This is a genomic window from Bacteroides sp. AM16-24 (assembly GCF_003471885.1).
In the GTDB taxonomy this organism is placed as follows: Bacteria; Bacteroidota; Bacteroidia; order Bacteroidales; family Bacteroidaceae; genus Bacteroides.
This window is the reverse complement of record NZ_QRKI01000001.1, coordinates 146,881-159,463: the sequence shown is the minus strand read 5'-3', so window position 1 is coordinate 159,463 and position 12,583 is coordinate 146,881. Positions and strand designations below refer to the sequence as shown.

Annotated in this window: 10 protein-coding genes; 3 read left to right on the top strand and 7 right to left on the bottom strand. The window is 43.2% G+C overall.

Annotated features, from left to right (window positions below; translation table 11 throughout):
• The first annotated feature begins 1 nt into the window (after position 1).
• Together DW182_RS00565 and DW182_RS00560 are read left to right on the top strand one after the other, a co-directional pair.
• A complete protein-coding gene (locus DW182_RS00565; protein WP_118294320.1) occupies positions 2–916 on the top strand; it encodes a glutaminase in 915 nt (304 codons plus the stop codon).
• A gap of 66 nt (positions 917–982) precedes the next feature.
• Positions 983–3,172: a tetratricopeptide repeat protein gene (locus DW182_RS00560; RefSeq protein ID WP_117691464.1), complete on the top strand. Its 2,190-nt coding sequence runs from the start codon at positions 983–985 to the stop codon at positions 3,170–3,172.
• Positions 3,173–3,196: 24 nt separating this feature from the next.
• Here the strand turns inward: DW182_RS00560 and DW182_RS00555 are convergent, their stop codons facing one another.
• The 5 genes from DW182_RS00555 to DW182_RS00535 form a co-directional block, all read right to left on the bottom strand.
• Positions 3,197–3,778: a Maf-like protein gene (locus DW182_RS00555; protein WP_007664386.1), complete on the bottom strand. Its 582-nt coding sequence runs from the start codon at positions 3,776–3,778 to the stop codon at positions 3,197–3,199.
• Positions 3,779–3,823: 45 nt separating this feature from the next.
• Positions 3,824–4,351 (bottom strand): HAD family hydrolase, encoded by a 528-nt coding sequence (locus DW182_RS00550; RefSeq protein WP_118294319.1) that lies wholly within the window; start codon positions 4,349–4,351, stop codon positions 3,824–3,826.
• A 106-nt stretch (positions 4,352–4,457) separates the two neighbouring features.
• Positions 4,458–5,252, bottom strand: coding sequence for a Rossmann-like and DUF2520 domain-containing protein (locus tag DW182_RS00545; protein WP_115501577.1), 795 nt, complete (start codon positions 5,250–5,252; stop codon positions 4,458–4,460).
• The gene (locus DW182_RS00540) at positions 5,249–5,584 is read right to left on the bottom strand and encodes a hypothetical protein (protein ID WP_044263311.1); all 336 of its coding nucleotides are present in this window, start codon (positions 5,582–5,584) and stop codon (positions 5,249–5,251) included. Before DW182_RS00540 ends, DW182_RS00545 begins: the two co-directional genes overlap by 4 nt.
• Before the next feature lie 2 nt (positions 5,585–5,586).
• On the bottom strand, positions 5,587–6,123 hold the full coding sequence (locus DW182_RS00535; RefSeq protein ID WP_118294318.1) for a nitroreductase family protein: 537 nt from the start codon (positions 6,121–6,123) through the stop codon (positions 5,587–5,589).
• A gap of 183 nt (positions 6,124–6,306) precedes the next feature.
• Between DW182_RS00535 and DW182_RS00530 the strand changes: the two genes are divergently transcribed.
• Entirely contained in the window at positions 6,307–7,290 is a 984-nt protein-coding gene (locus tag DW182_RS00530) for a GNAT family N-acetyltransferase (protein WP_118294317.1), read from the top strand.
• 2 nt (positions 7,291–7,292) lie between these two features.
• Here the strand turns inward: DW182_RS00530 and DW182_RS00525 are convergent, their stop codons facing one another.
• Both DW182_RS00525 and DW182_RS00520 read right to left on the bottom strand, forming a co-directional pair.
• Positions 7,293–9,650 (bottom strand): amylo-alpha-1,6-glucosidase, encoded by a 2,358-nt coding sequence (locus tag DW182_RS00525; protein ID WP_118294316.1) that lies wholly within the window; start codon positions 9,648–9,650, stop codon positions 7,293–7,295.
• Between the two features lie 35 nt (positions 9,651–9,685).
• On the bottom strand, positions 9,686–12,520 hold the full coding sequence (locus DW182_RS00520) for an alpha-amylase family glycosyl hydrolase (protein WP_118294315.1): 2,835 nt from the start codon (positions 12,518–12,520) through the stop codon (positions 9,686–9,688).
• Positions 12,521–12,583: the final 63 nt, after the last annotated feature.

The window sequence follows — 12,583 nt, the reverse complement described above, 5'->3', positions numbered from 1 at the left end:
CATGGACTACACCGAAATTCTGAAAGAAATATACGAGGAGATACAGCCATACGCCCAAATGGGTAAACCGGCAAGCTATATTCCTGAGTTGCTGAAAGTCAATCCTGATCGCTATGGTATTTGTCTGCGTACTATTGAAGGAAAAGAATATGCCCAGGGAGACAGTGACGAGCGTTTCGCCGTACAAAGTATTTCAAAAGTATTCTCTCTTGCGATAAGTTTCAGCCGGATGGGCAATGAACTCTGGAAACGTATAGGTGTAGAACCATCCGGTAATGCATTTAACTCCATTTTCCAGCTGGAAATGGAGAAAGGGATTCCCCGCAATCCTCTCATCAATGCGGGAGCATTAGTAATGGCAGACATCCTGCTTTCAGTACTCGATGATCCGGAAAAGGATTATCTCGCTTTCGTACGAAAACTCTGCGGCAACAACCAGATTCAATATAATGAAGGTATGGCAACTTCCGAACGTGAATATGGCTATCTGAATGCAGCCATTACCAATATACTGAAATATCATGGAAATATAGAAAACGATATTGAGCGGGTACTTCACTTTTATTTCCTTCAATGTTCCATAGGTATGAGTTGCCGGGAACTGGCACGTTCTTTCCTTCCTTTCGCTGATCATACAAGACCGTTCAGTTTTGATGGAATCGAACTGACGACTTCACAAGTAAAACGTATCAATGCCATTATGCAGACTTGCGGTTTCTATGATGAAGCTGGGGAATTCTCTTATCTGGTGGGGTTACCCGGGAAAAGCGGTGTTGGTGGCGGTATTGCAGCTGTCTGCCCACGTAAGTATGCGGTAGCAGTATGGAGTCCGCGACTTAACCCTAAAGGTAACTCTGTAATGGGGATGAAAGCCCTTGAATTACTGACTACCAAAACAGCTATCAGTATTTTCTAAGTCCCCGAACTTTTTGGCATCATTTTTGTACCTTATATTAATAAAGTATTAAAGAAAGGACTGAATATGAATGAACAATCCATCCAAAAACAATATAACCAAATAGTCAATTTATTGGAAGATAAACGGCTGAAAGAAGCTCTTGTTCAACTGGATGCTTTCTTATATAATGGTAACGACTGGAGTCTGCGTAACCGACTGGAACAAATCCAGACTTCCTATCAATATATGTTGCAATATATGAAACTGGGTATGAAAGACCCTGAACGGCAGAAACTGTATCGCCAGCTATTGGCTGATACATGGGAGATTGCCGACCAGACACGTATTGCATTATTAGATGAAATATCCACCCACTATTACCACTCCCTGCGCAGGAATCCCAAGCAGCTTCCGAAAGCTTATGGCATTTCTACCCTGCAAAAGATACTGGAAGGCTTTGCAGATGAAATGGCTGTATCACAGTTAGCAAACTACCAGGGCTTGGACGCTATCCTGAGACGACATGAAGAGACACACCAGGTAATGTTTCTTACTACCTGGAGCAACAGCAGTTGGACTTTGGAAGAATTTGCCCAGGCAGAAGATATGCTTCGTTCGGAGACATTGCCAACCAATGACTTATGCCTGTTTGTCAGTGCTGTCACACTCAGTTTAATGGAGTGTTTCGATGAGCGCAAAGTAAATTGGTTGCTCGACGGGCTTCGCCATACCAATCCGCAAATCAATCAGAGAGCATTGGTAGGACTTGTTATTACCTTGCATCTCTATCCTTCACGCATTGCACTTTATCCAGAATTGGAAGCACGTATTTCTCTTTTCAGAGAAGACCCAAACTTCAGCAAACAGGTGAACCGTATTTATATCCAGCTACTTCGTAGTCAGGAAACGGAGAAGATTGACAGAAAGATGCGGGAAGAAATCATTCCCGAAATGATGAAGAACGTGAATATCATGCGCAACATGAAGTTCGGTTTTGAAGAAACAGATGAAAACGACCGCAATCCCGACTGGGAACAAGCTTTCGAGCAATCGGGTTTGGGAGATAAAATACGCGAGATGAACGATCTGCAACTGGAAGGAGCAGATGTCTATATGAGCACATTCGCACAACTCAAAGGGTATCCTTTTTTCCGCGAACCACATAACTGGTTCTACCCTTTCGACCGGATGCATTCCAGCATTATCCATCAGGTAGGTTTGAACCAGAGCGGTGAGAGTTCTGTCCTTTCCATCATCCTGCAATCGGGATTCTTCTGCAACAGTGATAAGTATTCATTTTGTTTCACCATTGCACAACTCCCACAGGGACAACGTGACATGATGCTAAGTCAGATGACCCCTCAGGATCAAAGCGACTTTATGGAAGAAAAGAACAATGCCAGCCTGAAACAATTTGCTGAACGGCCTGATGTTATCAGTAACCAGTACATTCACGATTTATACCGTTTCTTCAAACTTAGCCAACGCAGATTCGAGTTTCATAATATCTTCCAGGAAGAGATTGCATTGCACCGCAATCCGGTACTGAAAGAACTGTTAAGTGCTCCCGAATTATTAGTAGCGGTTGCCGACTTCCACTTCAGCAAGGAGCATCCAGCAGAAGCTTTGGAGCTCTACCGGATATTAATAGATCGAAAACAGGCCAATGCGGACATTTTCCAAAAGACAGGTTTCTGCCTGCAAAAGGAGAAACGCTATCAGGAAGCTGTGGACGCTTATCAGAAAGCTGATATGCTGAAGCCCGATCACCTGTGGACACTTCGCCACCTGGCTACTTGTTACCGCCAGATGAAGAATTTCGATGCAGCTTTGGAATACTATCATCGCGTAGAAACTATTCAACCGGAAAATCGCAATGTATTGTTCTATACCGGTAGTTGCCTGGCAGAACAAAAAAGGTATGACGATGCCCTGCAATATTTCTTCAAGTTAGACTTCCTGGAAAACGACTGTATGAAGGCATGGCGCGGCATTGGCTGGTGTTCATTTGTCAGTGGTAAGCATGAACAGGCTATGAAGTATTACGATAAACTCCTTGCCGCCAAGCCACTTGCTACGGACTATCTCAATGCCGGACACGTGGCCTGGGTACTGGGAAACATAGAAAAAGCAGTCGGACTATATGGCAAGGCCATGGCAGAAAGCGGAAGTAAAGATGCTTTCCTTGAAATATTCGACAGAGACCGGAACAGCCTTCTCAAACAAGGTATTGCAGGAGAAGAGATTCCATTAATGCTGGATATGATTGAGTAAAGACATTGTAGTCTTAGTATTGAACTATACTTTCAGTAATTCCCTGTACAATTTCTGTACAGGGAGTCCCATGATATTATAGTAACTACCCGAGATATTTTCCACTCCGATAAAACCGATCCACTCCTGCACTCCATAGGCACCGGCTTTGTCCATCGGTTGGAAATTATCTACATAGTAGGCTATTTCCTCTTCACTTAAAGTGGCAAAACGCACCTCAGTTTGTGCAGTAAAACTACGCTGCCAATCGGTAGTGGTTATGCATACGCCGGTGAAAACCTCATGGGTACGCCCGGACATAGTGCGCAACATCTGCAAAGCATCTTCCCTATCCCGGGGTTTACCCAGCACTTTGCCATCCAGCCATACAATTGTATCGGCAGTAATCATCAATTCACCGGGTTGCATCATGGCAACGTAAGCGTCCGCCTTTTCTTTAGCGATATACAAAGGTATATCCGCACCCTGCAAAGTCTCAGGATATGATTCATCCACATCGGGCAAAGTCCGCACTTCATAGTCCACACCTAAACCTGCAAGCAATTCCTTCCTTCGCGGAGAATTACTGGCAAGTATCACCTTATACTTTTTCAAATTGTCCAACACCGCCTCTTCAATTTTTAATTATTAATTATTAATTTGCTCATCATCCTACCATCCGAATGCTTTATCATCCATCCAAAATCCCTGAACTTTCAGGACTTGTTCCACGACATCCCGACCACAACCATAGCCACCATTAGCATAAGATATATAGCGGGAAACAGCCTTCACTTCCGCTGATGCATCTTTAGGGCAACATGGCAATCCACATTCACGCATCACCTCAATATCGGGAATATCATCTCCCACATAAAGAATCTCTTCATCTTTAAGACTATGACGATCACGGAAATCATGATAATCATGGATTTTCACGGAAGAAGACATATAAATATCCACAGAAGGAATTCCCAAAGCCACGAAACGTTTGCGAACAGCCTCAGATCGCCCACCGGTTATGATGCCCAATAGCAGCCCCTGTTTACCGGCAAGATGCAAGGCATATCCATCCTTAATGTTCACGGTACGCATAGGCTCGCCATCCTGACTCATCGGGATAACGTTAGCACTTAAAACGCCGTCAACATCAAAGACAAGGGCCTTTATCTTCTTTAAATCGTAATTGATAGTACTCACTATATTCGGTTTTTAGTTGGGTTATTTATCAAAAACAATAATGCTTGTTATGTGGTAAAACAATACTTGTTATGCCTCAAAACATTGCTTGTTATACACCGGAACATTACTTGTTATGCAAACGATGTATGCTCTCGCTAACCAATCGATATAATTCCTGCATCTCCGGCTCACCCGCAAGCATCTCCAGATGTTTATTGATCACATTCTCATCATAACGTACAGCCGGCCCCGTCTGCGCTTGTTTCGGTTCCAATTCATGCACTTTACGGGCTGTCTCATCAATCAAAGGCAACATGGCATTAAACGGAAGATCATACTTTTTCAGCAATTCAGATGCCAGGGCATACATGTGATTCGTAAAATTACAAGTAAACACAGCAGCCAGATGCAGGCTCCTCCGTTGCTCGGAAGTTGCCTCGTATACTTTCTCCGAAAGAACAGAAGCAATTGCTTTTAGCAACTCTGTATCTTCAGACGAATTACTCTCTATAAAAAAAGGTACTACGCGAAAATCAACTTCGCGCTGCTTACTGAAAGTCTGCATAGGATAAAACACTCCATAACGTGATGTTTTACCTTCCCAGACATTCATAGGAATACTTCCGGCTGTATGTACCAATAAAGCATCTTCCTTTCCGGCAACAATTTCAGGTAATAATGTCACGAAAGCATCATCCTTTAAAGAGACAATATATAGCCGGGCATCCTTAGATACTTCAGAAAGTTCAGTTGTATATCCAGCTTCCACTGCCTGCGCCAATGCACATGCAGCTTCTTTTGTACGGCTATAGACCTGTACTATACGAAAGCCATTCTGATATAAAGCCTTAGCCAGATTAGTCGCGAGGTTTCCGGCACCGATAAAGACTATTGGCGTATCTTGTACACTTCTTTTCATCTTGTAGCCAGCCAATATAAAATAATTCCGAGAACTAACAGCGCCACAGGTAACAGATAAGCAGACATCGTACCGAGTAATGCTGTAATCAATCCGAAGTTCAGTATTAACCATAAACCGATCAACACCAGCCCTACAGACTTATCACGCTTGAAGATGAGAAATATCACCGCCGTATAAAGGAGGAAATTGTCCTTATTCATCACCCACGGCAGACCGATACTTGAGAAGTGTATCAATTTGTCCACCAGATAAAGTATACCGAAAACAATCAACGTAACCGCCGTAGCCCTGTAAGTATCGCGATTATTGTTTGCTTTTGCTGCACCCACCGTTACTTTCCTCCGTATTTATTGATATGAACTTTTTCCCATTGCAGATGTTCTTCACTGAAAGGCTTACGTTCCATGCCTTTGTGTCCGATAACAACGACACTGAGTACTTGCAGTTGCAAGGGAATATCAAGCACTTCGCGCACATATTCATCGGACGGCATACCGGAAGCGGTGAAACGTTCGCGTACCTGCACCCAGCAACTGCCTAAGCCCATATCTTCTGCCTGTAATTGTATAATAATCGAAGCAATGGAAGCATCTTCAATCCACACATCACTCGCTAACGGATCGGCCGTCACCACAATTGCCAGCGGTGCATCAGCAATAAATTGCGACGCCTGCGCCTTGCAATGTGATAGTTTTTCAAGCAACTCTTTATCATCCACCATAATAAACTGCCATGCATTTGTCCGCTTGGAAGTGGGTGACATCAGCGCAGCTTTCATCAAAGTAACCACCTCTTCCTGCGTCAACTCTTCATCCGTAAACTTCCGCATGCTGCGGCGAACTTTTAGCAATTCACTGAAATTTTCCATATATCATAATATTATTAAGTTACGAGTTACAAGCTACGAGCTACAAGTAGCTGCGCTATTATACCGAATGGCACTCGTAGCTCGTAGCTGGTAGCTTGTAACTTGTAACTTAATTTAGCGCATTGCGCTAAATTACCATTTAAGAACGCAAAGATACAAGATTATTTTCTAAATTTGCAGTCAATGCCTTTGAAACTGACGACATATTACCACGGGAGTGACATCCCGGAACTGCCGGGCAATAATACATTTCACTCCATCGAGTTGTTTCATATCTACGAAGCAACCCCGGGTTATACGCCCCTTCTCATTGTTGCATCAGAGGCAGGAAGACCCGTTGCCAAGCTATTGGCAGCAGTACGAAAGAGTGTTCGTTTGTTTCCACCCTCTATCATCAAGAGATGTGAAATCTATGGCACAGGAGAATATTTCGATGAAACAGTCGATAAAGAATTTGTCTTTGGCGAAATCCTCCAACGGTTAACTGCCGAGGCATTGCGGGAAGCATTTCTTATTGAGTTCCGCAATCTGGAAAATTCACTGTTTGGGTATAAATCTTTTCGTAAGAACCGTTACTTCGCCATCAATTGGCTACGGGTACGCAATTCGCTACATAGCATCGAACATGTAGAAAGCCGTTTCAGCCCCTCACGTATCCGTCAGATAAAAAAAGGATTAAAAAATGGTGCAGAAGTGCGTGAAGCTCATACTCCTGAGGAAGTACGTGCTTTCTCACAGATGCTACACCATGTTTATTCCTCAAAAATACGCCGCCACTTCCCCAGCAGAGTGTTCTTCCAACGCATGGAAGAAGAAATGATGAAAGGGGAACAAAGCAAAATATTCATTGTCACTTACAAAGATAAAATCATAGGTGGCAGTGCCTGCATCTATTCCGAAGACAGTGCTTACCTTTGGTTCTCTGGTGGTATGCGCAAGACGTATGCCCTTCAATACCCGGGTATACTTGCCGTATGGTATGCTCTGTTCGATGCCAAGCAGCGGGGATACCGTCACCTTGAATTTATGGATGTCGGTCTCCCCTTCCGTAAGCACGGTTACCGCGAATTTGTCTTACGCTTCGGCGGCAAGCAAAGCAGTACTCGCCGCTGGTTTCGTTTCCGTTGGGAATGGCTGAACAAATTGCTGAATAAGATTTACGAATAAATTCATTCCACACTCTGATACGTCAACGGCGGATCAAAGTAACGGGACATGCTCTTCATATTTTCTCTGTAAGAAGGCTTTGCAAAATGAGTATTCGTGAAATAATCATCTTGCTGTTTCTTCTGTTCCTGCTTGAGTGTATCCAGTTCTGCTACGTAATTGGCTGCCTTTTTACCAGAGGCATCAGAGACATCCACTGTCATACGTACTCCCTCTGTCCTGATCCTTACCGAGTGGTCTGTCGGGACCGGAACATCCAATGTCTGATAAGAATCGATATCCAGTTTAAGAGTTACGGGCGTACCGGTCCATTCATAATGGTAAGTTCCGTTAGCATCGTTTTTAGAAATAATCATACGTAATGTACCATCTCCTATATTTACCCGACTATCCACTGCCTTCAATTCAGAAGGAAGCTGCGGAGCAATGGTTATGGAATGATTGAGCATATCAGGACGGATTCCCAGGAAGTATTGATTCCATACACGGATATGCTCACTATTACTCCACGCTTGCAGGAAAGTTCCACTTCGACGTACCCACGTCTGCCCGGCACGTGGCCATGCATCCGCATTCTCTGATAAACTGCCGACAGCACCTTCGGCAAGTGCCTGACGGTTCATATTCTTGAACAAAGTATACGCAATGTCAGCTTGTCCGTTTTCTATCATCCGCTGCATGGCCATACCATTATTCCAAAGCCATATCGTACCATTATGATAAGCATCATCTTTATGATAACGATACCATTGCTCATGGTAAGGATGAAACTGTTCGTCATACTGGTCGAGTGAAGATACTCCCCACGGATATACCAGGCGTTCCCAAACATCTCTTGTCTCATGCATCTTCAAGTCAGGATCAGAAACCAGATCCAACGCATAGATAGCATTGGGACGGAATTGCGCATCCCCACTTCCATCTGTATTCAAATGATCATAAATAAACGTAGTAGCAGTATCAATAAAGTCTTGTTCAAAGTTTGAACGAAGATGCTCCGCGGCAAGATTCCAACGCTGGGCATCTTCTTCACGGTTCATGTAGCGGGCAAGATCCGAGGCATTCATCAATTGGGTATACCACAATGCCTGCACATCCACAGCACGATTGCCACGTGGTGAACAGGGATACTTGCTTTGACGTTTGGCATCCATCCAAGTGTCCGCATCCGCATGGGTAAGATACCCTTTCTCGTCCGTATACAGGCGAAGAGAAGCATCCGTAGCAATCTTCACTGAAGGATAAATTTCTTTCACGAAGGCGGTGTCACCCGTATATTTCAGATAATCGTGCACCTGCATAACGAAACGAGGGGTTCCGTCAGTGGTATTATAAAGAATACCTTCCAGATTCAAACGATTAGGTACACGTCCGTAAGTAGGAGATGTGGAAATGGTATCCTGATAACGTGCAAATGACGCAAGAATATCACGTGCCGTATCAAACTGCCCTGTACAAAGCACTGCACCCGGCATAGAAATAAACATATCCCGCCCCCAGAAGTCCGTGAACCAGGGTAAACCGGCATACATACCATAACCACCGTGCTGATGAGTGATCAACTGATCATTGGTAAGCATAATCCAGGCAAGGGCATGATCCAAAGAATCCAGATTGGTCTTTAAAGGATTATGGTCCAATAAGGATTGAATACGCTGACTACGTGCAGACAACCACATCTCTCCTTCTTTACGGAAACCGGCTATTGCTTGCCGGCTATCTTCTTCCGTACCAAAAGCAATCAGGAAACCATCAGCAGCAACCGGAACAGTTATCAGATTATCTGCAAATTCAATTCCTGCCTCCGCTACGGATGCTATACGTATTACATTCTCCGGTGACTCTTTCGTTGTATAGAGTACAGAATTTCCATCCTTCCGTGCATCCACCACATTTCCTCCCATCAGCATGAATGAGATCTGCTTCCCTTGTACACTATCCATACGAACACACAGCAGCTTCGGTTCATCCACCAGACAGAATGTTTCCACAGCTTCTTCATAACTGCGAACTAATTTGTCAGGATACACCGACGTACGGGCATTTTCCCGAAGCAATCTTTCTCCATCCACATACAAGCGGTAATCGGCAAAGATACGTTTGGCATAAATATTCCAGCCAGCAAACCAATCTCCCCAATCATCCGTAGAGGTCATTCCATAATAGAAACCTCCGTTTTTGTCTGTATAAGAATATTCACGTGACTGACCGTCAGGTATGGCAATGCCTAATTCGTGCGTACTTAACGGAGACAACTCTTTTACATTTTCACTACAAGCCATCACTAAGAAAGAAGTAGCTGCGAGTAATATACCCGCAGCTTTCTTCGAAAAGCATAAATTTACTTTGTTGTTGATCATATTTACAGCAACTAATCTATTTTATCGTACCTAATCTATTTCATTATTTTGCAAACTTGCACTCTGCCATCTTCCATATAAACCCGTGCCATATAGTAGCCAACAGGTAAGGCTGACAAGCCTACAGAAGTACACTTTTCCTGCGTCATCACCAGCATTCCGTTTACAGAATATACTTCTACACGTTTAGCCTCTCCAACAGGTAACACCAAAGTATCTATCGCCTTATTATAGTATATCAAAGGTACTTCCGCATCAGGAGTAGTGGTTTCAATCCCTGTCAAAGTCGGTTTAAAGTTAGTAAAGAGACGGAATTCATGAGCAGGAACAACAATAGTCTGTGTGGTACCTGACACACTCAATGGCTCATTATCCTTCAGGATTTCATACCATGTACCTGTTTCCGGGAAAGTTACAGGAAGGTTCTTATCTGCCAAAGTAAAGTTTCCAACCACTACAAGAGACTTGCCGTCGGTAGAAGTAGCTGACAAGGTACGTCCATTGTCCCAGTTTGCAGTACCTACTTTCCAGCTAAATGTAGTATTCGAAGCAAATAGTTCAGGATATGAATGACGAAAATCTAAAAGGGCAGCATACGTTTCATACAATCCTTTTCGGTCAGCATCTTCAAAATAGTCCCAACGTATAGGTTTAGGATCCGTACGATAGCCACCCTGATCGTCATATTTAGAACCATCACTATTGTTATTTATAGAGAAATCATATCCTAACTCACCAAATTGCCAGATCATCTTTGGGCCAGGTACGGTAAGGAAGAAGGCGGCATTAGTGGCTAAACGTTTGGTGCGGGTAGAGAGATTAATATTACTTCCTGTTGCAGGGCTCATTCCAGTATTTGTACTCGTAGTTGATGCTATTACTCCGGTATTTCCCCATTTCCAGGCTTTAAATCCTGTACGTTCTTCATCATGACTCTCCATATACCCCACTAAACTACCAGCAGGCATACTTGTTCCCGCATATAAACCACTGAAATCATTTTCCGTAGTCCATCCCATTGCTGTCTGGCAATATGAATGATTCATATTGCGCCATAATAAAATACCAGCTTCCGCCAATTGTTTCTCTTCACTATTAGCTGCTAAATGTTCAAAAATAACGTAAGCGCCCGGTTGCCGCTTTTGTACGGCAGCCGCCATACGTTTCAAGTTGGCGATACGTGCATTATCCGGTCCGTTTGCCCAATCATTTGTTCCATAAGGAGTATTAGAGAACCCTTTTGTAAAATCATAACGGAAACCATCAATTTTATATTCCGACATCCAAAAGCCGGCTACGCTATCTACCAAAGCACGGGTATATTCACTCTCGTGATTAAAATCACGTCCCCACGAAAGACTTGGGTTCTTTATATTTGAATCTTGATTATACCACGGATTATCAGCAGAGGGTCTTCCATCCGCATCCTTATACAAAAGATAGAAAGGAGACTGGTCAAAGCTATGATTCAGCACAAGGTCAATAATAACAGCCATCCCTTGACTGTGACATTCATCTACAAAAGCTCTTAAATCATTTTTTGTACCGTAATACTTATCTACGGCAAAATAGAATGAAGGATTATACCCCCAGCTCGTGTTTCCTTCGAACTCATTAATAGGCATCAGTTCGATTGCATTTACTCCCAGATTCTTCAAGTATTCCAGTTTCTCTTTCGCAGCATTAAAAGTATGTTCCTCAGTAAAATCACGAATCAGCATTTCGTAAATAACCAACTTTTCAGAAGCAGGGCGCTCAAAGTTCTTCACTTTCCAGTTATAAGCAGTCTGTCCTGTTTGCAGGACGGAAACAATACCTTCCGCTTTTCCGGTCGGATAGGCTTTCAGATTCGGATATGTCGTACTTTCAATATACTGATCATTCCAAGGATCCAAAACCTTATCTGTATATGGGTCTGCCACATAAACAGAACCATCTACCAAATATTGGAAAGCATATTCTTCTCCTTTAGTCAGTCCTGAAAGAGTTACCCAGAAATATTCACCGTCTTGTTTCAGTTGATAGTCTGCTTTAGGCGTCCAATCATTAAAGTCACCTACCACATACACATACTTTTTACCCGGAGCCTGCAACACCAAAGTTACTTCCGTATCACTGACATAGTTAATACCGGGACGTACTCCCTTAGGCATCGTTTCCGAAGTACTTGTTCCATTCAGTACTGTTACTTCCTGTGTAGCGGATTCTGTTTTACCATTAGCAGTAGCCTCTACTTTCAACGTATAGCTTCCGGCTGTTGAGAATGTATAAGGTTGGGAAATAGTAGTAGTATTAGTTGCAGTAGCTATTTCGTCCGCATTTACATAAAGTTTCAAATCGGAAGCCGCAGAGGCAGAAGCTTCAATTGTAAAGGGCGTACCGATAAGTATATTTTCTTTTTCAGCAGGTTTGTCGAAGCGAACGGTTAAGCCAGCGGCATGTATATCAACGTAGATATTTTTTCCGCCCGTTTCTTTTCCTTCTTTCGATTTATCTGCACTACGAAATACGAAAGCTAATTGTTTTACATTTTCCCCCTGCTCAACACTATAATATTCACGAATATTAGGAGTTATTTTAAGTTGCCACTTATCATTTCCTAAAGAAGTCATTTTATATTTCACAGAGTTATCTCCCCATGTTGGGGCATGCTTCCAATCATCACCATCTTTGCTTTTATCCGTTATCACTCCTGTATGTGCATACACATCACCGGTAAAACCTTTCAGCCCAGCCGTACCTTTCGTTGCATCAAAAATAATGGTGACTTCATCATTCTCCGTCGGGAAAGCCGGAGTAGTGGTTACTATTTGCGCTTGCATGGCAACCACTGCCAGCAAACAAATAAATAAGGAGTAAAGTCTTCTCATTCGGTATCAATTTATTGGTTAATGGTTCAAAAGTACACCAGTTATCCCGGATTATCAAGCACT

Bases quoted from the DNA above. Each gene is read 5' to 3' on its own strand.
- DW182_RS00565 (WP_118294320.1), top strand. From the start codon at position 2: ATGGACTACACCGAAATTCTGAAAGAAATATACGAGGAGATACAGCCA.
- DW182_RS00560 (WP_117691464.1), top strand. From the start codon at position 983: ATGAATGAACAATCCATCCAAAAACAATATAACCAAATAGTCAATTTA.
- DW182_RS00545 (WP_115501577.1), bottom strand. From the start codon at position 5,252: ATGAAAAGAAGTGTACAAGATACGCCAATAGTCTTTATCGGTGCCGGA.
- DW182_RS00535 (WP_118294318.1), bottom strand. From the start codon at position 6,123: ATGGAAAATTTCAGTGAATTGCTAAAAGTTCGCCGCAGCATGCGGAAG.
- DW182_RS00530 (WP_118294317.1), top strand. From the start codon at position 6,307: ATGCCTTTGAAACTGACGACATATTACCACGGGAGTGACATCCCGGAA.
- DW182_RS00525 (WP_118294316.1), bottom strand. From the start codon at position 9,650: ATGATCAACAACAAAGTAAATTTATGCTTTTCGAAGAAAGCTGCGGGT.
- DW182_RS00520 (WP_118294315.1), bottom strand. From the start codon at position 12,520: ATGAGAAGACTTTACTCCTTATTTATTTGTTTGCTGGCAGTGGTTGCC.